General features: G+C 66.7%; 20 protein-coding genes. 8 read left to right on the top strand and 12 right to left on the bottom strand.

The window, feature by feature from the left end; translation table 11 throughout:
* Nucleotides 1-73 precede the first annotated feature (73 nt).
* Nucleotides 74-1,623 (top strand): IS3 family transposase gene (locus AC3FKG_RS16970; protein ID WP_488742417.1). Its coding sequence is split into 2 segments (ribosomal slippage): nt 74-560 and nt 560-1,623, totalling 1,551 coding nucleotides; the frame shifts between segments, so codons are not numbered across the junction.
* 157 nt (nt 1,624-1,780) lie between these two features.
* On the opposite strand, the gene AC3FKG_RS16965 is transcribed toward AC3FKG_RS16970, so the two are convergent.
* On the bottom strand, nt 1,781-2,749 hold the full coding sequence (locus tag AC3FKG_RS16965; RefSeq protein WP_483710550.1) for a tripartite tricarboxylate transporter substrate binding protein BugE: 969 nt from the start codon (nt 2,747-2,749) through the stop codon (nt 1,781-1,783).
* Nucleotides 2,750-2,861: 112 nt separating this feature from the next.
* Complete coding sequence (locus AC3FKG_RS16960) at nt 2,862-3,431, bottom strand: chalcone isomerase family protein (protein WP_483710551.1); 570 nt, start codon at nt 3,429-3,431, stop codon at nt 2,862-2,864.
* A 228-nt stretch (nt 3,432-3,659) separates the two neighbouring features.
* On the opposite strand from AC3FKG_RS16960, the gene AC3FKG_RS16955 reads away from it, so the two are divergent.
* Complete coding sequence (locus AC3FKG_RS16955; protein WP_483710552.1) at nt 3,660-4,553, top strand: AEC family transporter; 894 nt, start codon at nt 3,660-3,662, stop codon at nt 4,551-4,553.
* Here AC3FKG_RS16955 and queG read toward each other — a convergent pair.
* Entirely contained in the window at nt 4,546-5,727 is a 1,182-nt protein-coding gene (gene queG, locus AC3FKG_RS16950) for a tRNA epoxyqueuosine(34) reductase QueG (RefSeq protein ID WP_483710553.1), read from the bottom strand. The two genes, AC3FKG_RS16955 and queG, sit on opposite strands and share 8 nt — an antisense overlap.
* A 16-nt stretch (nt 5,728-5,743) precedes the next feature.
* Here queG and tsaE point away from each other — a divergent pair, with 16 nt between their 5' ends.
* Both tsaE and AC3FKG_RS16940 read left to right on the top strand, forming a co-directional pair.
* Nucleotides 5,744-6,265, top strand: coding sequence for a tRNA (adenosine(37)-N6)-threonylcarbamoyltransferase complex ATPase subunit type 1 TsaE (tsaE, locus tag AC3FKG_RS16945; RefSeq protein ID WP_483710554.1), 522 nt, complete (start codon nt 5,744-5,746; stop codon nt 6,263-6,265).
* On the top strand, nt 6,259-7,758 hold the full coding sequence (locus AC3FKG_RS16940; RefSeq protein WP_483710555.1) for an N-acetylmuramoyl-L-alanine amidase: 1,500 nt from the start codon (nt 6,259-6,261) through the stop codon (nt 7,756-7,758). Before tsaE ends, AC3FKG_RS16940 begins: the two co-directional genes overlap by 7 nt.
* A 75-nt stretch (nt 7,759-7,833) precedes the next feature.
* On the opposite strand, the gene AC3FKG_RS16935 is transcribed toward AC3FKG_RS16940, so the two are convergent.
* Nucleotides 7,834-8,850: a bile acid:sodium symporter family protein gene (locus tag AC3FKG_RS16935; protein ID WP_483710556.1), complete on the bottom strand. Its 1,017-nt coding sequence runs from the start codon at nt 8,848-8,850 to the stop codon at nt 7,834-7,836.
* A gap of 99 nt (nt 8,851-8,949) precedes the next feature.
* Between AC3FKG_RS16935 and AC3FKG_RS16930 the strand changes: the two genes are divergently transcribed.
* Nucleotides 8,950-9,864 carry a LysR family transcriptional regulator gene (locus AC3FKG_RS16930; RefSeq protein WP_483710557.1) on the top strand — a complete coding sequence of 305 codons (915 nt, stop codon included), beginning with the start codon at nt 8,950-8,952 and terminating at the stop codon, nt 9,862-9,864.
* Nucleotides 9,865-9,879: 15 nt separating this feature from the next.
* Here AC3FKG_RS16930 and AC3FKG_RS16925 read toward each other — a convergent pair whose 3' ends face one another.
* Nucleotides 9,880-10,665, bottom strand: a complete 786-nt coding sequence (locus AC3FKG_RS16925; protein WP_483710558.1) for a class I SAM-dependent methyltransferase — start codon at nt 10,663-10,665, stop codon at nt 9,880-9,882.
* Between the two features lie 138 nt (nt 10,666-10,803).
* On the opposite strand from AC3FKG_RS16925, the gene AC3FKG_RS16920 reads away from it, so the two are divergent.
* Complete coding sequence (locus AC3FKG_RS16920; RefSeq protein WP_483710559.1) at nt 10,804-11,640, top strand: helix-turn-helix transcriptional regulator; 837 nt, start codon at nt 10,804-10,806, stop codon at nt 11,638-11,640.
* A 27-nt stretch (nt 11,641-11,667) separates the two neighbouring features.
* Here AC3FKG_RS16920 and AC3FKG_RS16915 read toward each other — a convergent pair whose 3' ends face one another.
* The 7 genes from AC3FKG_RS16915 to AC3FKG_RS16885 all read right to left on the bottom strand — a co-directional run bounded on the left by AC3FKG_RS16915 (nt 11,668) and on the right by AC3FKG_RS16885 (nt 16,902).
* Nucleotides 11,668-12,426: a 3-hydroxyacyl-CoA dehydrogenase gene (locus AC3FKG_RS16915; RefSeq protein WP_483710560.1), complete on the bottom strand. Its 759-nt coding sequence runs from the start codon at nt 12,424-12,426 to the stop codon at nt 11,668-11,670.
* A 171-nt stretch (nt 12,427-12,597) separates the two neighbouring features.
* Nucleotides 12,598-13,263 carry an adenylate kinase gene (gene adk / locus AC3FKG_RS16910; protein ID WP_483710561.1) on the bottom strand — a complete coding sequence of 222 codons (666 nt, stop codon included), beginning with the start codon at nt 13,261-13,263 and terminating at the stop codon, nt 12,598-12,600.
* A gap of 335 nt (nt 13,264-13,598) precedes the next feature.
* Nucleotides 13,599-14,408: a 3-deoxy-manno-octulosonate cytidylyltransferase gene (kdsB, locus tag AC3FKG_RS16905; protein WP_488743617.1), complete on the bottom strand. Its 810-nt coding sequence runs from the start codon at nt 14,406-14,408 to the stop codon at nt 13,599-13,601.
* A gap of 10 nt (nt 14,409-14,418) precedes the next feature.
* On the bottom strand, nt 14,419-14,622 hold the full coding sequence (locus tag AC3FKG_RS16900; protein WP_483710563.1) for a Trm112 family protein: 204 nt from the start codon (nt 14,620-14,622) through the stop codon (nt 14,419-14,421).
* The gene (gene lpxK / locus AC3FKG_RS16895; RefSeq protein WP_483710564.1) at nt 14,603-15,700 is read right to left on the bottom strand and encodes a tetraacyldisaccharide 4'-kinase; all 1,098 of its coding nucleotides are present in this window, start codon (nt 15,698-15,700) and stop codon (nt 14,603-14,605) included. The genes AC3FKG_RS16900 and lpxK overlap by 20 nt, the downstream gene beginning before the upstream one ends.
* A 125-nt stretch (nt 15,701-15,825) precedes the next feature.
* Nucleotides 15,826-16,257, bottom strand: a complete 432-nt coding sequence (locus AC3FKG_RS16890; RefSeq protein WP_483710565.1) for an ExbD/TolR family protein — start codon at nt 16,255-16,257, stop codon at nt 15,826-15,828.
* A 24-nt stretch (nt 16,258-16,281) separates the two neighbouring features.
* Nucleotides 16,282-16,902 (bottom strand): MotA/TolQ/ExbB proton channel family protein, encoded by a 621-nt coding sequence (locus tag AC3FKG_RS16885; protein ID WP_483710566.1) that lies wholly within the window; start codon nt 16,900-16,902, stop codon nt 16,282-16,284.
* A 1,053-nt stretch (nt 16,903-17,955) separates the two neighbouring features.
* Between AC3FKG_RS16885 and xseA the strand changes: the two genes are divergently transcribed.
* Together xseA and sodB are read left to right on the top strand one after the other, a co-directional pair.
* A complete protein-coding gene (gene xseA, locus AC3FKG_RS16880; RefSeq protein WP_488743616.1) occupies nt 17,956-19,341 on the top strand; it encodes an exodeoxyribonuclease VII large subunit in 1,386 nt (461 codons plus the stop codon).
* A 143-nt stretch (nt 19,342-19,484) separates the two neighbouring features.
* Nucleotides 19,485-20,066 (top strand): superoxide dismutase [Fe], encoded by a 582-nt coding sequence (sodB, locus tag AC3FKG_RS16875; RefSeq protein ID WP_483710568.1) that lies wholly within the window; start codon nt 19,485-19,487, stop codon nt 20,064-20,066.
* Nucleotides 20,067-20,149: the final 83 nt, after the last annotated feature.

Below are 20,149 nucleotides of genomic sequence, written 5' to 3'. Positions count from 1 at the left end.
CCCTCCATGTCAGGATAGTTGTCGCCTCGCTGCCTTTCGATGAAGGACAATGGGGGGCGGTAACGGTTGGAAGATGAAGCCTTATCCGGCGGAGTACAAAGAATGGGTGGTCGAGCAGATGAAGCCGCCCTTGAACCGGTCGGTGGCGGAGTTGGCCAGGGAGACAGGCATTACAACGGTGTGCCTGCGCAACTGGCGCAACGCGGCCCGAGAGCAAGGAAAGGTTGTGCCAGGCAACGGCAAACAAAGTGATAAGTGGTCCAGTGCGGACAAGTTCCGAGTGGTGCTGGAGACGGCGCCCCTGAGTGAGGCGGAGCTGTCCGAATACTGCCGCAGGAAGGGTATTCAGCCGGAACAGATCCGGGCGTGGCGGGCCGCGTGCGAGCAGGCCAATGCCAAGACACCAGACAAGCCTGACCTGGCGCAGCGCCGCGAGGAACAGGCGGCTCAGAAGCGGATCCGGGATCTTGAGCGCGAACTCAAGCGCAAGGATGCGGCGCTGGCTGAGACAGCAGCGCTGCTGGTGCTGAGAAAAAAAGCCGAGGCGATCTGGGGAAGGGACGAGGAAGACTGATCAACGTCTCGGATCGCCGCGATGCCATTGCGTTGATCGATGAAGCGGTAAAGAGCGGTGCACGCCAGTCCAGGGCCTGCGAGGAACTGGACTTGAGTGAGCGCACCTTGCAGCGCTGGCGCCATGCGCCAGAGGATGGCCGCCCGGGAGCGCAGCGCCCGGTGCCGGCGAACAAGCTCAGCGAGGCAGAACGGCAGGCCGTGCTGGCAGCGGCCAACCAGCCTGGCTACGAGAGCCTGACGCCGCACCAGATCGTGCCGAAGTTGGCCGACGAGGGCCGCTACCTGGCGTCGGAATCGACGTTCTACCGTGTGCTTCGGGCTGCAGGGCAGAGCCGGCGACGTGGACGCAGTCACAATGCCAAGCCCCGCGCGCCGACCACGCATCGTGCAGACGGTGCCAATCAGGTGTGGTGCTGGGACATCACGTGGATGCCCACTACGGTGAAGGGTCGCTTCTTCTACTGGTACATGATGCAGGACATCTACAGCCGCAAGCTGGTGGTCAATGAAGTGCACGAGAGCGAGTCGGTGGAGCATGCCCGCCGGCTGCTCGAACTGGGCTGTCTGCGCGAGCAAACGGCTGGGCGGCCGCTGGTGCTGCACTCTGATAATGGCAGCGTCATGAAGGGGCTGAGCATGCGCGCTGCGATGCAGGATCTGGGCGTGGTGCCGTCATACAGCCGCCCACGCGTGAGCAACGACAACGCCTATGCCGAAGCGTTGTTCCGTACGGCCAAGTACTGCCCGCTGTGGCCCGAGAGGCCATTCGATACGCTGGAACAGGCGCGTGAATGGGTGCATCGGTTCGTGCGTTGGTACAACGAGGAGCACCGTCACAGCGGGCTGAAGTATGTCACGCCGAACCAGCGGCACCGCGGGGAAGCGATACCCCTGCTGGCGCGACGAATGGTGGTGTATCAGGCTGCGCGCGCCCGGCACCCGCAGCGCTGGTCGCGGGGAATCCGGAATTGGAAGCTGGATCCAGTGGTCTACCTGAACCCCGAGCGGGCTGAGCTGGAGCCTAAGGAGTACCGGAAAGCAGCATAGCGGCGGACGCGACAACTACCTTGACACACGCCGCTCGGACAAAAAGTGACTCGCCGGCTACGCCGGCGAAACGCAGGCGCCTGCCAAGCACGATATCCCCAGCCAGCCAAAAAGAAAAAGCCGCCCGCAGGCGGCCCGGTATGTGCGAAAGAGCGTCTTACTGCTCCAGCTTGATGTTCTGCACCTTAACAAGATTCTTCATCTTGTCGAACTCCTTCCTGATCTCCGCCGCATGCTGCGCAGGCGAATTGCCAGAGGGCTCCGCACCGGCGGCACGCAAACGCTCCTGGAAGCCCTTGTCCTGCAATGCCTTGACTGCGGCCTCGTTCAGCTTCTTGATGACGTCGTCAGGCGTCCCGGCCGGAGCCACCAGCCCGTACCAGGCCGGATCGTTAGGCTCCTTCAGTCCCATCTCCCCAAAGGTCGGCACGTCCGGCAGCGAATCCACCCGCTTGTTCCAAGCCACCACGATCGGGCGCAGCTTGCCGGCCTTGATGTAAGGCATCGACGACGGCAGGTTGTCCACCATGATCGGCACCTGGCCGGCCAGCACGTCATTAAGCGCCGGGCCCGCGCCGCGGTACGGGATATGCACCATGAAGGTCTTGGTCGAGACCTTGAACTGTTCGCCCAGCATATGGCCGAACGCACAGGTGCCGGACGTCGCGAACGAGTACTTGCCCGGGTTGGCTTTCAGCACGGCCAGGAATTCCTTGTAATTCTTGGCCGGGAAGCTCGGGTTCACCGCAATCACGTTGGCCACGTTGGCCAGGTTCGTGATGGGCTTGAAGTCCTTGATCGGGTCGTACGAGAGTTTGGGATTGCAGGCCGGGTTCACGGCCATGGTCGACACCGTGGAGATGCCGATGGTGTAGCCGTCGGGCGCCGCCTTGGCGATGGCGTCGGCGCCGATCGAGCCGCCGCCGCCGGCGCGGTTCTCGACCACCACCGGCTGGCCCAGGATGCGGCTCATCTGGTCGGCGGCGCCGCGACCGACGATGTCGGTGGTGCCGCCCGGCGCGAACGGAATGATCAGGCGGATCGGCTTGGTCGGAAAGCTCTGTGCTTGCGCGACCGATGCCGCGGTGGCCAGGGCCAGGGTCAAAGCGATTTTGCCAGCTTGCATGAGATCAGGTCTCCCGTCAGGAAAGTCCGGGCGGGGGTGATGCCCGGAAGAAAACGCCGCCGCCGCGCCGCAGGTGGCGGCACGGCTGGCGGCAACATCATGACCGGCGGCCTCAGCCGCCCAGCAGGCCGCGCTTGACGTCCCGGTCGACGGGGTGTTCGCCAAGGAAGACGCGCAGCACGGCCTGGTAGAAGTCCTCGCCGGGGATCGGGCGGCCGCGCGGGGTGCCGTTGATGGCGACCACGGTACCGGCGTCCGGCGAAAAATCGAGGTTGATCACGTCGCCCTTGCGGGCGGTTCCGACCTGGTCGATGGTGCGTTCGAACTGGACCATCCGGGCCGACAGCATCTGCATCTGCAGCTCGCTGTGGTTTTCGCGCATGCCTTTCTGCATCGCCCTGGCGAATACGTTGGGATCGACTTCGCGGAGCATGCGGAACTGCAGCCGCTTCGTGCCGGACGTGCCGAGCACCACGGTGGCGTTGCGCGCCTTCTCGGGCAGGTACAGCGCCGCCACGTAGCCCTTGAGCAGCAGGCCCGAGCGCAGCGCGGTGCCGTTGAGCTGCAGCTCCTTGCCGGCCACGCGCGCGGCATCGTCAAAGCGCAGACCCTCGAATTCCGTCGCCCCGGCGGCGGCCGGCAGTACGGCAAGCGCCAGGCTTGCGGCGAGCGAGGCCAGCACGCGGCGCGCGGTGGGGCGGGAGGGTGAACACAGGCGCGGGGCAATCCATAGGCCCGGCGATGGCGGATGACGACGGTGCAGCATAAGGGGTCAGGCGTACAACTTGGTATGCCATGCTGGCCCATTTCTGGAAAAATACCAATCCGGATCTGCCCTAGTCTGCACATTCCGCGATTTCCCCCCCTGCATCGGCCGCCGCGCCTCGATAACAACGAAAACGCCCACGAGATGTCTTCCGCTCTCCTGCTGGTCCCGGACTTCAGCCTGATCCTGATCGGCTGGCTGCTGGTTCGCTATTCACCGTTCGACCGTGCCTTCTGGAGCGGCGTGGAACGCCTGGTCTACTTCGTGCTGTTTCCGGCGCTGCTGCTGCAGTCGACCAACAGCGCGGTGTTCGATTTCTCCTCGACCTCGGCCATGCTCGGCCTCGCGCTGGGCGTCATGGCATTCGGCATGGTCGCCGGGTACGCCGTCAAATGGGTGCTGCGACCCGGTGCCGTGGATTTTGCCTCGGGCCTGCAGACGGCGTTTCGCTTCAATTCCTATATCGGCCTGGCGCTGGCCTCGCGCATCGGTGGCAGCGAGGGCCTGGCCATGATGGCGGTGATCGTGGGCTGCACGGTGCCGCTGTGCAACGTGGCGGCGGTATGGGCGCTGGCGCGGCATGGCGAGACGCGGCTGTGGCGCGAGCTGGTGCGCAATCCGCTGATCCTGGCCACGGCCGGCGGGCTGCTGACCAACCTGCTGGGCCTGCATGCGCCCGAGGTCCTGGCCATGACGCTGAACCGGCTCGGCTCGGCATCGACGGCCCTCGGCCTGATGACGGTGGGCGCGGGGCTGCAGATGAGCGGCGCGGCCGGCACGGTCGGCCCGGTCGCGTGGTGGTCCGGCGTGAAGCTGCTGGCAATGCCCTGTGTGGCCTGGCTGGCGGGCCGGCTATTGCCGCTGACGGAGCTGCAATACCAGATCGTGGTGCTGTATGCCTCGCTGCCGACGGCGTCGAGCGCCTATATCCTGGCGGCGCGCATGGGCGGCAACGGGCCGATGGTGGCAGCGACCATCTCCGTGATGACGGTGGCCGCGATCCTCACCACGCCGATCTGGCTCGCGCTGGTCAGCTGACCGCCTGGTCTTGGGCAAGCGCCCAGTCGATGTGCTCGCGCACGAGCGGCGTGGCGACTTCGCGGCGGCTTTCCAGGGCGACGCGGATCCGCGCGGCCAGCGCGTGGTCTTGCGGGCTCTGGCCGGAGGCGGCGGCACGCAGGCCGTTGCCGAGTCCCACCGCCAGGTTGCGCAGCCAGCGTTCATGGCCGATGCGGCGGATCGGGCTGCCTTCCAGGCGCTGGTTGAACTCGGCCTCGGTCCACAGGAACAGGTCGACCATGTCCGCGGCGTCGAAGCCGTTGCGTACCTCGAAGTCGGGCAGCGTGGCCCGGTGCGCGAACTTGTTCCAGGGGCAGGCCAGCTGGCAGTCGTCGCAGCCGTAGACGCGGTTGCCCATGGGCGCGCGAAATTGCTCGGGGATCGGCCCCTTGTGCTCGATGGTCAGGTAAGAAATACAACGGCGCGCGTCGAGCTTGTAGGGCCCGAGGATCGCGCGCGTGGGACAGATGTCGATGCAGCGATGGCAGTTGCCGCAGTGCGAGGCCTCGGGCGGGTCGGCCGGCAGCGGGACGTCGACCAGGATCTCGCCGAGGAAGAACATCGAGCCGCCGTCGCGGTCGAGCAGCAGCGTGTGCTTGCCGCGCCAGCCCAGGCCGCCCTGGCTGGCCAGCGCCACTTCCATCACGGGCGCCGAATCGGTGAACACGCGGTAGCCGAACGGGCCGATGGCGGCTTCGATGCGGCTGGCGAGCTGCTGCAGCCGGTTGCGCAGCACCTTGTGGTAGTCCCGGCCGCGCGCATAGAGCGAGAGCACGGCGGTGGCGGGGTCGTCGAGCCGTGCCAGTTCATGCCGGCGCCAGTCCGGTGCAGCGGTGGCGGGCAGGTAGGGCATGCGGGCCACGATGGCGCGTACCGTGCCGGGCACCAGTTCGGCGGGACGGGCGCGCCGCGGGCCATGGTTGGCCATATAATCCATGTCGCCGTGGTAACCCTTGGCCAGCCATGCCATCAGACCTGGCTCGGCATGGCCGAGATCGACATCCGCGATGCGTACCGAGGCAAAGCCCAGCTCGGCACCCCACTCCCGGATCGACAGCACGAGCGCCTCCAGGCCGCCCTTGCCTGCTGCATCGGCAGCGGCCTGGGGCCGCGGAGTGGGGGCGCCTGGCGCTTCGGATGCTCGGTCGGTCATCCCTGAATTGTACGCAATGCCCCTGCTTGAAGAACGTTCCCTGACGCTGCCCGACGAAGCCGCCACCGCGCGCTTCGGTGCGGCGCTCGCCGGCGTGGTCAGCGCCTTGCCGCCCACCACCGTGCACGTGCAGCTCTCGGGCGATCTTGGCGCGGGCAAGACCACCTTGTCGCGCGCCATCCTGCGCGCGCTCGGGCATGCCGGCAAGGTCCGCAGCCCGACCTACACGCTGTGCGAGCCCTACGACGTGGCGCGCGCCGACGGGTCGCCGCTGACGGTCTACCACTTCGACCTGTACCGTTTCGCCGATCCGGAGGAATGGATCGACGCAGGTTTCCGCGACTGCTTTGCCGAGCCCGCCTTCAATCTCGTGGAGTGGCCGGAGAAGGCCGGACGCCTGCTTGGGGAACCGGACCTGCACGTGTTGCTCCAATCGGACATCTCCGCGGACGATATGGCGGATGTGGCCGGCCAGCGCCGGATTGCGACGCTGCGCGCCTATACTCCCACTGGAATTACCTTGCTTAACGCATGCTGATCAAGCGACTCGCCACCGACCGACCCGATGGACCCGACGGACTGCTGCAGGCCCGCCGCAAATGGATGGCGCAGTGCCTGAAGCTGGGTGCCGGCACGGCCGTGCTGACACTGGCCGGACCGCAACTGGCCTTTGGCGCCGGCATCGTCGCCGTGCGCGTATGGCCAGCGGAGGACTACACGCGCGTCACGATTGAATCCGACACGCCGCTGGCTGCCGTGCACCAGATGCTCCACGACCCGGACCGGCTCGTGGTGGACATTGACGGCCTCGACCTCTCGCCCACGCTGCGCGAACTGGTGGCCAAGATCACGTCGAACGATCCCTATATCCAGACGGTGCGCGTCGGCCAGAACCGGCCGCGCGTGGTGCGCATGGTGTTCGACCTGAAGGAAAACGTCGCGCCGCAGGTGTTCACGCTGGCGCCGATCGGCAGCTACAAGAACCGGCTGGTGTTCGACCTGTATCCGGTGAACCCGCCCGATCCGCTGTGGAAGCTGGTGCGCGACACCGAGGAAAAGCAGCGCCGCTTCGCCAACAGCGCGCCGCCGCCGGGTTCCGACGGCATCGCCGGGGCCCCGGCAGGCGCGGAAGAAGACGCCATCGGCGCGCTCGTGCGCAAGTTCGATGAAAAGGGCGACGTGCCCGCGACCACGGCGCCGCCGCCGCCCATTGCAGCGGTCAGGCCGCCGAAGCCTGCGGTGCCCGTGGTGCCCAGGCCGAACGCGCCGGTGGTCCCGCCCGTCGCGCAGGGCGATCCCACTGCCGAGCGCCCGTTCAAGATGCGCCGCCTGCTGACGGTGGCGATCGATCCCGGCCATGGCGGCGAAGATCCGGGTGCCATCGGTGCCTCGGGCTCGCGCGAGAAGGACGTGGTGCTGCAGATCGCGCACCGGCTGCGCGCCAAGATCGATGCGCAGCCCAATATGCGAGCGATGATGACGCGCGACGCCGATTTCTTCGTGCCGCTGAACGTGCGCGTGCAGAAGGCCCGCCGCGTGCAGGCGGACCTGTTCGTGTCGATCCACGCCGATGCCTTCCTGTCGCCGGAAGCGAAGGGCGCCTCGGTGTTTGCGCTATCGGAGCGCGGCGCTTCCAGCACGGCCGCGCGCTGGCTGGCCAACAAAGAAAACGCGTCGGACCTGATTGGCGGCGCCAACCTGAACAAGGACGCGCAGGTCGCGCGCGTGCTGCTGGACTTGTCGACCACGGCGCAGATCAACGACAGCCTGCAGGTCGGCAAGGCCGTGCTGCAGGAAATCGGCGGCATCAACCGACTGCACAAGGGTAGCGTGGAGCAGGCCGGGTTTGCGGTGCTGAAGGCGCCGGATATCCCGTCGATCCTGGTCGAGACGGCCTTTATCAGCAACCCCGAGGAAGAGCGCAAGCTCAATGACGACGCGCACCAGGAACAACTGGCCAATGCGATCCTGCGCGGGATTCGCAGCTACTTCGCGCGCAATCCGCCGTTGTCGAAGAATCCTTCGGTGTAGCGGTCACGGGGCGGAAAAGAAAAACGGGGGATGCATGCACTGCATCCCCCGTTTTTCTTTTCCGTGCGGCGAAGCTCAGGCGCGTGCGGTGCTCGCGTCCTCGATGAGCGCATCGCGATTCGCATAGCGCGCGGCAATGACCGAGCAAACGATGAGCTGCAACTGGTGATAGACCATCAGCGGCAGCACCAGCAGCCCCAGCGCCGGGTGGCCGGCGAACAGGATATTGGCCATCGGAATGCCGTTGGCCAGGCTCTTCTTGGAGCCGCAGAACACCGCGGTGATCTCGTCCTCGACGCTGAAGTGCAGGCGGCGCGCAACGAACGTGGTCGTGCCCAGCACGACGAACAGCAGCACGGCGGCCAGCCCCATCACGGCGGCGATGGTCTGCCAGTGGTAGTGGTGCCACAGGCCTTCGGCGGTTGCGTCGCAGAACGACGAATAGACGATCAGCACGATCACGCCACGGTCGACCTTGCTGGTGATGTGCTTTTTCTTCGCCAGCCAGCCAGCGATCAGCGGGCGCATCAACTGGCCCAGCGCGAACGGCAGCAGCAGCTGCAGCGCCACGCCCGTGAGCGCCTTGCCCAGCGGCATCGACGCGCCGCTGGCACTGATCACCAGGCCCATCAGCAGCGGAGTCACGGCCATGCCGATCAGGCCCGAGATGGTGGCGTTGAAGATGGCGCCCGGCACATTGCCGCGCGCCATCGAGGTCATGGCCACCGACGACGATACCGTGGACGGCAGCGCGCAAAGATAGAACACGCCGAGCAGCAGGTCCGGCGGCAGCGAATTGCGCAGCGACAGCATCAGCAGCAGGCCGACCACCGGGAATACGACGTAGGTGAAGGTCTGCACGAACACGTGCAGGCGCCAGTGCCGGGCCCCTGCCACGAGCTTGTCACGCGACAACGCCGCGCCATGCAGGAAGAAGACGAGCGCCACGCCCAGGCTGGTGACGGTGCCAAGGTGCAGCGGACCGCGGCTGCTGCCGAACTCGGGCGCGAGCAGGGCAATGCCAATGGCGGTCAGCATGATCAGGACGAAGCCGTCGATCAGGTCGTAGAGTTTCTTGAGCTTGGAAAGCATGCTGGACTTCTAAGGCGTCTAAGGGTTTAGCCTAGTATTGGACGACACCCGGGTCTAGAATGCAAATTCATTTATTGCATTCATTTATCTCGTCGTTGCATGAATTACACAATCCGGCAGCTACGGGTGTTTCTCGCCGTGGCGGAGAAGGGCGGTTTCAGCCGGGCGGCCGATGCCATCGGTCTGACGCAATCCGCGATCAGCCGCGGCGTCGCGGAGCTTGAAACGGCACTTGGCGTGAGGCTGCTGGATCGCACTACCCGGGAAGTCGTACTCACCCCGGCGGGCCATGCTCTCGCGCCGGCCCTGGAGCGGCTGCTGGGCCAGCTGGACGACACGCTCGAAGACACCCGCCAGCTTGGTGAGCACTATCGTGGTCGTGTGGTGATCGCTGGCGCCCCGACGATCTCGGCGCGGCTGATGCCGATGGTTGTCTCCGCATGCGCGGCGCAATACCCGGAAATCCGCCTGACCGTGCGCGACAACGTGCAGGCCGATGGCCTGGAGCAGGTGCGTGTCGGCGGCGTGGATTTCGGCGTGCTGATCGACCCGCTCGTGCATGAGGGACTGACCATCGAGCCGCTGGTGACCGATCCGTTCTGCTTCGTGTGCCTGCGCGATCATCCGCTCGCGCAGGAAAAGACGGTGCCGTGGGCGGCGCTGGACGGCATGCGGCTGGTGCTGCTGGACCTCGCCTCGGGCAGCCGGCCCCTGATCGATCGCGTGTTCGGGCGCCACGGCATCGTGCCGCGGGTGATTCAGGAAATGGGACACTCGGCGAGCGTGTTCGGCATGGTGGAGGCCGGCATCGGCGCGTCGGTGCTGCCGACCTACTCGCTGCCGCTGCCGGCGGCGTCGCCCCTGGTATGGCGACCGCTGGTGCCGCGCGAAGAGCGCCGCATTGTCATGGTGCGGCGCGCGGATCGCTCGCTGTCGCCGGCCGCGGCGGCGGTATGGTCGCTGGTCCGCAATCTCGGCATCACGGCAGCGGGGCCGGAACCGGAGGCCGCCTGAGCGGCCTAGGTGTCTTCAGCGTGCCCGGGCGGTGACCATGACCGCTTCCAGGTCGAAGCTGCCGTCCGCCTGCACGCGATAGTGCTCGCGGACTTCGGCGGGCGCCAGCTGCCACAGGTGGCGGATGGCTTCGACCGCCACCGGCGCGGTGCGCATGCGCGTGACCCAGCTCTGGAACTCGATGCCGATGCGCCAGACCGGCGAGACGCCGATTTCGTCTGCCGCGAAGCCCGCCGACGCGAACATCGCGCGCCAGGCCGGGCCGGTGTAGTCGCGCACGTGCGACGGATCGCGCAGCAATTCGACCGATTGCAGCCAGGTGTCGCGCAGCGGATCCTCGGCGCCCACGATATCGATCAGCACGACCTTGCCACCCGGCTTGAGCACGCGGCGCATCTCGCGCAGCGCCGCCGGCACATTGCGCCAGTGATGGGCGCTCATGCGCGAGACCACGGCGCAGAAGCTGCCGTCTTCGAACGGAAGCGTTTCCGCGGCGCCCTGGCGCGTCACGACGTTGGCGAGCCCGCGTTCGCGCGCGGCGCCTGCCACCACGTCGAGCATTTCCTGCGACAGGTCATACGCCGTGACCGTGCCCGCCACGGCCGCGGCGGCGAAGCTCGCGTGCCCGGCGCCGCAGCCGAGGTCCAGCACCGTGCTGGATGCCCGCTTGTCGGCCGGGATCAGGTCCGCGAGCTCCTGCCTGAGCTGTTCCAGGTCTGCGCCCTGCGCGTGGACGGCACTGGTGAGGTAAGCGCTGGCGGTGGCGCCGAACTGGGCCGCGACGAGTTCCTGTTGTTGCATGACTGGCTCCTGAACCGGCTGCATGCCGGTCTTCTGATGATCGGGGACTTGCCCGCGGTGCGGGTTCCGGACTACTGTAGGGCGATCGTTTTCCCGGTACAAGTTACCGTTTTATCCTGGTATAAGACGCACCAGCCTATGGTCGAATCTCTTTCAGATACTTTTGCATCGCCGGATCCTCCATCAGAGCCGGGCGCGGCCGCGCTGGTCACGCGGGAGGCGGTACTCGGCGCATTCCTGCGCGCCCACCGTGAACGGCTCGCGCCCGACGATGTGGGCCTGCCGCCCGGCCGACGCCGCCGTACGCCGGGCCTGCGCCGCGAGGAAGTGGCCCAGCTGGCCGGACTGAGCGCCACGTGGGTGACCTGGCTGGAGCAGGGGCGCCCGGTCGCGTTGTCGGCGCGGGCGCTGGCCAGCCTGGCCACCGCGCTGCGCCTGTCGCGGGCGGAGCGTGCCTACCTGTTCGAATTGGCTGGGCGACGCGATGCGCAGCAGGCCGGCACCGAGGCGGTTCCCCCGGCAGTCATGGCCAGCGTGCATGCCATCAACGGCCCGGCCTACCTGCTGGATCGCCAGTGGAACGCACTGACGTGGAACGAGGCCGCGGCGCGGCTGTTCGTCGGCTGGCTCGATGCCGACAACCCCGAGCGCAATCTGCTGCGCGCGATGTTCCTGTCCGCGCCGCTGCAGGCGCTGGTCGAGGACTGGCCGCACCGCGCCGGCCGCCTGGTGGCGGAATTCCGCGCGCACAGCATCCGCCACGCGGACGATGCGCCCATGCGTGCGCTGATCGAGGGCCTGATGATGGAAAGCCCGGCCTTTCGCGCCGCTTGGCAGTCCCAGGACGTGGAAGACCGGGAAGGCGGACGCCGCGGTTTCCACCACCCGGCCCTCGGCGCGCTGCAGTTCGAGCAGCTAACGCTATGGCCGGCGGCGGCGCCGGGATTGATGCTGGTGATGCTGCTGCCGGCCTGAGCCCGCAGCAGTGGGGAGAGCGGACGCTTACTTGGGCTGCATCCGGATCGCGCCGTCAAGGCGGATCACTTCGCCGTTGAGCATGGTGTTGCCGATGATGGCCTGCGCGAGCTTGGCATACTCGGCCGGGCGGCCGAGACGCGACGGGAACGGCACCATCTTGCCGAGCGCGTCCTGGACATCCTGCGGCATGCCCAGCAGCATCGGCGTCTCGAACAGGCCCGGGGCGATCGTCACGCAACGCACGCCGTCGCGCGACAGGTCGCGCGCGATGGCCAGCGTCATGCCGACCACGCCGCCCTTCGAGGCCGCATAGGCGGCTTGCCCGATCTGGCCGTCGAACGCCGCCACCGAGGCGGTGTTGATGATCACGCCGCGCTCGCCTTCGGCATCGGGCGCGTTCTGCACCATGGCTGCCGCCGCCAGCCGGATCATGTTGAAGGTGCCGATCAGGTTGACGCGGATGGTCTTGTCGAAGGCATCGAGCGGATGCGGGCCGTTCTTGCCCACGGTCTTGCTGGCGACGGCGATGCCGGCGCAGTTCACCAGCCCCGCCACGCGGCCCAGCGCCTGCGCGGCGGCCACGACGGCCTGGCCATCGGCTTCGGACGCCACGTCGCACTTGACGAAGGTGCCGCCCAGCTCCTGCGCGAGCGCATTGCCCGCGGCCTCGTTCAGGTCGGCAATGACGACCTTGCCGCCCGCCTCGGCCACCATGCGCGCGGTGCCGGCGCCCAGGCCCGACGCGCCGCCCGTAACGATGAATACATTGCCCTGGATGTCCATCTGCTGTCTCCTCTGTGATCAGTCGCCGTGGCAACTGCCGTTTACGTAAACGTCAACTTCCGCGCTATTGTACGGAGCCATGCGCAGCTGGCAAGAGGGGAGGCCATGCCTCGTCAGAAACAAAAAAGCGACCCGGAGGTCGCTTTTTTGGGATGGCTCAAGTGCCGGGGCTTACTTCAGTGCCTCGAACGCGCGCGCGGTGATGCTCTCGACGTCGCCCATGCCCTCGATCTTGCGGTACTTGGGCGGTGCCACCTTGGCGGTGCTGTCGCCCTTGGCGGCCCAGTCCGAGTAATAGTCGACCAGCGGGCGGGTTTGCTGGGCGTAGACGTCCAGGCGCTTGCGCACGGTGTCTTCCTTGTCGTCGTCGCGCTGGATCAGCGCTTCGCCGGTCACGTCGTCGACGCCTTCGACCTTGGGCGGGTTGAACTTGACGTGGTAGGTGCGGCCCGATGCCACGTGCACGCGCCGGCCGCCCATGCGTTCGATGATGGCGTCGAACGGCACGTCGATTTCCAGCACGTAGTCGATCGCGACGCCGGCTTCCTTCATGGCCTCGGCCTGCGGAATGGTGCGTGGGAAGCCGTCGAACAGGTAGCCGTTCTTGCAGTCGGCTTCCTTCAGGCGGTCCTTGACCAGGCCGATGATGATGTCATCCGACACCAGTCCGCCTGCGTCCATGACCTTCTTGGCTTCAATGCCCAGCGGCGTGCCGGCCTTCACCGCGGCGCGCAGCATGTCGCCCGTGGAGATTTGCGGAATGCCGAACTTCTCGCAGATGAACTTGGCTTGCGTGCCTTTGCCGGCGCCAGGCGCGCCCAACAGGATCAAACGCATTTACGGGTCCTCAGAGTTTTGAATCTGGTGTGGCGGGAGACGAGAACGAGGGTAACGCCGTAACTTGACGCAGGACTTACTGCGCGCGCTTGGATCAGGTCACGTGGTCGGCCGGTGCGGCGCTGCGGAACGCGGCGCGGGTCACCGGACGGGCTCTATCTGTATCTCCCCACCGAGCCTTGGCCGGCCAGCGCATTCTGGTGCGCTAGTCCGACGGCTCTGTATCGCCAGGCATTATGCCACGAGGCACAGAGAATCCGGCCCGAAATCGGGCCGATTCCTGTTGCAGGTGTATGAACCCCAACGCAAAAGCCGTCACCGCGCAACAAAGTGGCTCAGGGACCTTCCTGCGCCATGCCCTGGGCCCACAGCGCGCGCGCGCGCTCCAGGTCGGCCGGCGTGTCGACGCCGGGCGCCGGCGCGGCGGCTGTTTCCAGCACGGCGATGCGCTCTCCATGCCACATGGCGCGCAGTTGCTCCAGCGCCTCGGTCTGCTCCAGCGGCGCCGCCGCCAGCGTCGGGAAGCGGCGCAGGAAGCCGACCCGGTAGGCGTACAGGCCGATATGGCGCAGGACTGGCATGGGCGGCAGCGGCACCTGCGCCATCGAGGCGGGCACCGCGGGCACGCCGGCCCAGTCGTCGCGCGACCAGGGAATCGGCGCGCGGGAGAAGTAGAGGGCACGGCCGGCGGCATCGCAGACCACCTTGACCACGTTCGGGTTGAAGACCTCGGCCACCTCGTGCAGGGGATGGGCGGCGGTCGCGATGGCGCAGTCGGGATGGTGCGCAAGGTGCAGCGCGACATCGTCGATCAGTTGCGGGTCGATCAGCGGCTCGTCGCCCTGCACGTTGACGACGATGGCGTCGTCGGGCAATCCAAGCCGGACCACGACTTCGGCCAGGCGGTCGGTGCCCGACGGATGGTCGGCGCGCGTCAGCACGGCCTCGATCCCATGCGCGGCGCAGGCTTGCGCCACGGCCGGGGCGTCGGTGGCCACCACCGTGCGCCGCGCCGACGAGGCATGCGCGCGTTCGGCCACGCGCACGACCATCGGCCTGCCGCCGATATCGGCCAGCGGCTTGTCCGGCAGCCGCGTGGACGCTAGCCGCGCGGGAATGACGACGGTGAAGGCGGGAATGCTCATGATGCGGGTCTCAGCCAGCCCGGGGCGCATCCGGGTCGATCACGCGGCCCGGCACCGACTGGCGGGCCTCGTCGGCCAGCATGACGGGAATGCCGTCGCGGATCGGGTAGGCCAGCTTGTCGGCGTGGCAGATCAGTTCCTGCGCGGCGCGGTCGTATTCCAGCTTGCCTTTGCAAAGCGGGCAGACCAGGATTTCAAGCAGCCGGTTGTCCATCTCGGGGTTCCTTGTTGGGGCCGGTGGCGCCGCCCGATGCAGGCGCCGTCGCGGCCGGGATGCGCGCCTGCACGGCACGCCGGATCTTGTCGACCAGGCCCGCGTCGATCACGGGCGTGGTGGGAACGACCCAGATGCGCGGGTCGTCGAATCGCTCGCATTTTACGGCATCCTTCTCGGTGATCAGGATGACGTCGGCGTCGAGCGCGTCGGGGTTGCCGGCGAACGGATCGTCGGCGAAATCGTAGTGGTCCGGCAGCGGCAGCGTCCTCGGGCTCAGGCCGGCGCCGCGCAGGCTGGCGAAGAAGCGCTCCGGGTTGCCGATGCCGGCCGCGGCCAGCACGCGGCGCCCGGCAAAGGCACTGACGGGGCGCGCCATGGCGGGGTCGTTGAGCTGCCACGCATCGTCGAGTTCCAGCCGCATGCCATAGACATCGGGCCGGTCCGGCGTGGCGCGGAAGTTGGGGTCGTTGATCAGCGTGGCGTCGCGCGGACGCGAAAGCGGCTCGCGCAGCGGGCCGGCCGGCAGCAGCAGGCCGTTGCCGCCCATGCGGGCGTCGAACATCACGATCTCGAAGTCGCGCTGCAGGCGGTAGTGCTGCAGGCCGTCATCGAGCAGCAGCACGTTGACGCCGGGATGCGACACCAGCATGGTCTGCGCGCACAGCGCGCGGTCGGGGAACACCCAGACCGGCACGTCGGCCGCGCGCGCGATCAGCAACGGCTCGTCGCCGACGTCCGATGCCTTCGACGTCGGCTTGACCCGGCGCGGATGCTTGAGCGTGACGCCATAGCCGCGCGACACCACGCCGGGGCGCAGGCCGGCCTCGGTCAGTGCCTGCGCCAGCGCGATCACGGCCGGCGTCTTGCCGGTGCCGCCCACGGTCACGTTGCCGACCACGATCACGGGCATCGGCAGCCGCGTGGACTTGAACCAGCCATGCAGGTAGCCATGGCGGCGCACTCGCGCGATCAGGCCGAACAGCAGCGAGAACGGCAGCATCACCCACGCGAACCAGCCGCGGCGCTGCCACTGGGCGGTCACGAAATCGGCAAAGTCATGGCGTGGAACGGACATGGGAGGGCAGGGGGAGGATTGGTTGGCTGGCGCTGTGGCCAGCCGGACGCGCACATTATGGGCATTGCCGTGCGCATGCGGCAACCCCGGGCCCCTTGTCCGGCGGGGCCCGATGCTGGCAGCGGTCAGCGCGGCTGGGCGCTCTGCGTGGCGAAGGTCAGCCGCGACAGCCCGGCCAGTCGCGCGGCTTCCATCACGTTGATGACGGCCTGGTGCGTTGCCTGGGCATCGGCGTTGACGATGACCACCGGCGGCTGGCCGCTCGTGGCGGGGCCGGCCGCGGCGCGCAGCTGGTCCGCCAGGCTGGTCACATCCTTCTGCTCCAGCACCTGCTTGTTAACGGAGTAGACGCCGCGCGAAGACACCGACACGACGATCTCCTGCGGGCGCTGCTGCGCGCGCTCGGCATCGGCGGTCGGAAGCTGGATCTGCAGCTCGGTGTAGCGCGAGTAGGTGGTCGTGATCATCAGGAAGATCAGGATCACGAGCAGTACGTCGATGAGCGGAATCAGGTTGATTTCCGGCTCTTCACGCCGCTGGCGGGAACGGAATTGCATGGCGCTTCCTGGCTGTTCCGGCGCTCAGCCGCGCCGTTGCGGCAGGATGGCGTCCAGGAACGCCGTGGCGCGGAATTCCAGTTCGGCCACGTAGTCGTCCACGCGGCGGCGGAAATAGCGCCAGAAGATCAGGGCGGGAATCGCGATGATCAGGCCGAAGGCGGTGTTGTACAGCGCCACCGAGATACCGTGCGCCAGCTGCTCGGGATTGGCGCCCGTGCCGCCCTGGCTGCCGAAGATCTCGATCATGCCGATCACCGTGCCCAGCAGCCCCATCAGCGGCGCGACCGAAGCGATGGTGCCGAGCGCGTTGAGGTAGCGCTCCAGCTCATGGGCGACCACGCGCCCGGCTTCTTCCACGACTTCCTTGGCGGCGTCGCGCGAGGTATGCGGCTGCAGCACCACGTGGCGCAGGCCCGCCGCCAGCACGCGGCCCAGCGGCGAACTCTGTTCGAGCGTGTTGACCACCTCCGGCGTGGCGCGGCGTTGCTGCGCGGCCGACAGCGCCTCATCGTAGAGGCGGGCGGGAAGTACCTTGCTGCGCTTGAGGGTCAGAAAACGCTCGACGACCAGTGCCAGCGCAATTACCGAAGCGAGCAGCAGCGGCCAGATCGGCCAGCCGGCCGCTTGAATGATCGAAAACAATGGGACCCCCGAATCGACAACCAGGAACGACAATCAGACACGACAAGACAATGACCGGCTTTATATGGCAGGCCTTGGATACGCGCACACCGAGGCTTGCACGCAGCGGCACTGCTCCGAAAATCAGGCAGCACTCTAACCCGCGCCATGGCGCGCGGCAAGACGCTGTCAAAGGGTGTCTCGGCCGCGCATCGGTGCGGCGGCGCACACTTTCCACAGCCAGGCGGGACAGGATTGTGGATGGATTGTGGAAACCAGCCTGACAAGCACGCTAACCTGTTGATCCATAAGGGTAAAGGAGATCCTGCCTGTTTTTTGTGCAGATGGGGTCTCACGGCATTTATTCGGCTGTGGATAGCCCTTTCCGAGCCTCGGGAGGGGTTTACCCGCTGCTTTCCACACGGTTGCGGGACAGGATTGTGGACGGCCTGTGGAAATTGTTCTGAGAAGACGCCTAAGTCATTGATTTTAATGAAAAGTCATCCTGTCGCCTAAAAAATAGGCAATGTGGCGCGCAACGGGCTCGCGACCTCCGCGGCCGTCGCCTTGATCCATGTCGGTCTTTTTCCACACAGCACAAGGAGAGCATTGTGGACGGGTTGTGGACAAGCTCTGGAGATCGGCATTAAGTCATTGATTTTTCTGAGTTTTGCTGTTGTTGCCAAAAAAATGGGCAATGACACGCGCCAACGGGCTCAATACAGGCGAGTGGCCCCCGCGATCCATCCCTCCGACATGGCGGAAGGCAGTGGGTGGATGCAGGCGGCGAGCGCTACACCTTTACACCAGTTGCGCCGGATGGTTCTCTTTTATCCAGAGATCCTGTGGATAACTTTGTGAACAAGCCCCGCAGGCGCCCCGTAAGTGGTTGACGCGTAAGGAAATTGGTTACATTGCCTAATTTTTGTTGCGGTCTGAAAATTCATAAGAATCAAAGGGTTGTACCTACTCATGGGGACTCCGCCAATGGTCTGCGACAACATAACTGTCCTCTTGACATAGCCGTTATGCTGTGGACATGTCCAACCCACGCCGCACGCGCGGCGACGCCCCATGCCAGAGCCGCAGACCTTTTCGCGCGAATCGTCCTCCATGCCTGCCCGCAACCCGCGCGAAGCGATTCCCGTCGGCGAGTTGAACCACGCGATCGCGACCATGCTCGAGCGCGGATTTCCGCTGACGTGGGTGCGCGGCGAAATCTCGAACTTCACCCGGGCCTCCAGCGGCCACTGGTACTTTTCGCTCAAGGACGCGCGAGCGCAGATTCGCTGCGTGATGTTTCGCGGGCGCAACCAGCATGTCGATTTCACGCCCCGTGAAGGCGAAGCGGTGGAAGTACGCGCCGTGGTCACGCTGTACGAAGCGCGCGGGGACCTGCAGCTCGGGGTGGAGGCCATGCGCCGCGCGGGCCTTGGCAATCTCTACGAGGCGTTCCTGCGCCTGAAGGAAAAGCTCGCCCAGGCAGGCTTGTTCGCTCCCGAGCGCAAGCGGCCCGTGCCGACGCATCCGCGTGCGATCGGCATCGTGACTTCGCTGCAGGCGGCTGCCTTGCGCGATGTCCTGACCACGCTGCGCCGGCGTGCGCCGCATGTGCCGGTGGCGGTCTATCCGGTGCCGGTGCAGGGCGCCGGCGCCGCACAGAAAATTGCCGACATGCTCGACCAGGCCAGCGCGCGGCGCGAATGCGATGTGATCATCCTGTGCCGCGGCGGCGGCAGCATCGAAGACCTGTGGTCCTTCAACGAAGAAGTAGTAGCGCATGCCATTGCGCGCAGCGCGGTGCCGGTGATCTCCGGCGTGGGCCATGAAACCGATTTCACCATTGCCGATTTCGTGGCCGACGTGCGCGCGCCCACGCCCACCGGCGCGGCCGAACTGGTCAGTCCGGACCGCGGGCATCTGCTGGCGCTGACGCGCCGCGCCGGCGACGGCCTGGTGCAGTCGATGCGACGCGAACTGGACCGGCGCGCACAGCACCTGGACTGGCTCGCGCGGCGGCTGCGCAGCCCGCAAGCGCAACTGCAGGAGCGGCGCGCGCGTGTCGACAATCTGGCGCGACACTTGCGTGCGGCGTTGCGGGAGACCGTGGTGGCGCAGCGCCATCGCCAGCAGCTGCTCGCCATGCGTTGGACGGCTTGCCGGCCCGACACGGCGGCGGCCGGTGCCGGCGTCGCGCGGCTGGCGCAGCGCATGCAGGCCGCGGCGGCCCGCCAGCAGGAGCGGCAGGCGCAGCGCCTGGCACGCGTGGCGGGCGCGCTGGAATTGCTGGCCCCGCAACGCACGCTGGAACGCGGCTACGCGGTGCTGCTGGACCCGCGCGGACACGCCTTGCGCTCGCCTGCGGAACTGCGTCCCGGCAGCGTGGTGGAGGCCCATCTGGCCGAAGGCGTGGCCGACGTCGCGATTGCCGCCGTACAGGCCAAGCTGGGCGGAATCTGAACCCAGACCGACCCGCCGCGGACAAACTAACATGACCTCAGGGGGCTTTGCGCCGCGGTTTGCGTGGGTCTTGCAAGTCTCCTACAATCGGCAATTCCCCGGCCGCATTCCCGACCACAACCCCAACCCACAGAGACAGAACAATGGAACACAAGCTCCCCCCGCTGCCGTACGCGCATGATGCCCTGGCTCCGCACATCTCCAAGGAGACGCTGGAGTTCCACCATGACAAGCATCACCAGACCTACGTCACCAACCTGAACAACCTCATCAAGGGCACCGAGTTCGAGAACGCGACCCTGGAAGAGATCACCAAGAAGTCGTCCGGCGGCATCTTCAACAACGCTGCCCAAGTGTGGAACCACACCTTCTACTGGGAATCGATGAAGCCCAACGGCGGCGGCCAGCCGACCGGCGCGCTGGCTGATGCCATAAACGCCAAATGGGGCTCGTTCGACAAGTTCAAGGAAGAGTTCACCAAGACCGCCGTCGGCACGTTCGGTTCGGGCTGGGCCTGGCTGGTCAAGAAGGCCGACGGTTCGCTCGACCTGGTGTCCACCTCGAACGCCGCCACCCCGCTGACCACCGACGCCAAGCCGCTGCTGACCTGCGACGTGTGGGAACACGCCTACTACATCGACTATCGCAATGCCCGTCCCAAGTACGTCGAGGCATTCTGGAACGTCGTGAACTGGGACTTCGCCAGCAAGAACTTCGCCGGCTGAGATCCGCTGCGTGCTGACGCGATCAGCACGCCGGCGCGATAGCCCATGAGGCTCCGACAGTTCAGCTCGGGCCTCGGCATTGA

The sequence above is a fragment of the Cupriavidus sp. 22TCCZM04-2 genome, from assembly GCF_057798895.1.
The sequence above is the reverse complement of the archived record's forward strand: the minus strand, read 5'-3'. Positions and strand labels throughout refer to the sequence as shown.

What these genes read in the sequence shown, in the direction of transcription:
- AC3FKG_RS16900 (WP_483710563.1), bottom strand. Translation starts at nt 14,622, where the DNA reads ATGGACAACCGGCTGCTTGAAATCCTGGTCTGCCCGCTTTGCAAAGGC.
- AC3FKG_RS16955 (WP_483710552.1), top strand. Translation starts at nt 3,660, where the DNA reads ATGTCTTCCGCTCTCCTGCTGGTCCCGGACTTCAGCCTGATCCTGATC.
- AC3FKG_RS16930 (WP_483710557.1), top strand. Translation starts at nt 8,950, where the DNA reads ATGAATTACACAATCCGGCAGCTACGGGTGTTTCTCGCCGTGGCGGAG.
- AC3FKG_RS16940 (WP_483710555.1), top strand. Translation starts at nt 6,259, where the DNA reads ATGCTGATCAAGCGACTCGCCACCGACCGACCCGATGGACCCGACGGA.
- AC3FKG_RS16925 (WP_483710558.1), bottom strand. Translation starts at nt 10,665, where the DNA reads ATGCAACAACAGGAACTCGTCGCGGCCCAGTTCGGCGCCACCGCCAGC.
- AC3FKG_RS16920 (WP_483710559.1), top strand. Translation starts at nt 10,804, where the DNA reads ATGGTCGAATCTCTTTCAGATACTTTTGCATCGCCGGATCCTCCATCA.
- AC3FKG_RS16915 (WP_483710560.1), bottom strand. Translation starts at nt 12,426, where the DNA reads ATGGACATCCAGGGCAATGTATTCATCGTTACGGGCGGCGCGTCGGGC.
- AC3FKG_RS16965 (WP_483710550.1), bottom strand. Translation starts at nt 2,749, where the DNA reads ATGCAAGCTGGCAAAATCGCTTTGACCCTGGCCCTGGCCACCGCGGCA.
- lpxK (WP_483710564.1), bottom strand. Translation starts at nt 15,700, where the DNA reads ATGTCCGTTCCACGCCATGACTTTGCCGATTTCGTGACCGCCCAGTGG.
- queG (WP_483710553.1), bottom strand. Translation starts at nt 5,727, where the DNA reads ATGACCGACCGAGCATCCGAAGCGCCAGGCGCCCCCACTCCGCGGCCC.
- kdsB (WP_488743617.1), bottom strand. Translation starts at nt 14,408, where the DNA reads ATGAGCATTCCCGCCTTCACCGTCGTCATTCCCGCGCGGCTAGCGTCC.
- sodB (WP_483710568.1), top strand. Translation starts at nt 19,485, where the DNA reads ATGGAACACAAGCTCCCCCCGCTGCCGTACGCGCATGATGCCCTGGCT.
- AC3FKG_RS16890 (WP_483710565.1), bottom strand. Translation starts at nt 16,257, where the DNA reads ATGCAATTCCGTTCCCGCCAGCGGCGTGAAGAGCCGGAAATCAACCTG.
- AC3FKG_RS16935 (WP_483710556.1), bottom strand. Translation starts at nt 8,850, where the DNA reads ATGCTTTCCAAGCTCAAGAAACTCTACGACCTGATCGACGGCTTCGTC.
- xseA (WP_488743616.1), top strand. Translation starts at nt 17,956, where the DNA reads ATGCCAGAGCCGCAGACCTTTTCGCGCGAATCGTCCTCCATGCCTGCC.
- adk (WP_483710561.1), bottom strand. Translation starts at nt 13,263, where the DNA reads ATGCGTTTGATCCTGTTGGGCGCGCCTGGCGCCGGCAAAGGCACGCAA.
- tsaE (WP_483710554.1), top strand. Translation starts at nt 5,744, where the DNA reads ATGCCCCTGCTTGAAGAACGTTCCCTGACGCTGCCCGACGAAGCCGCC.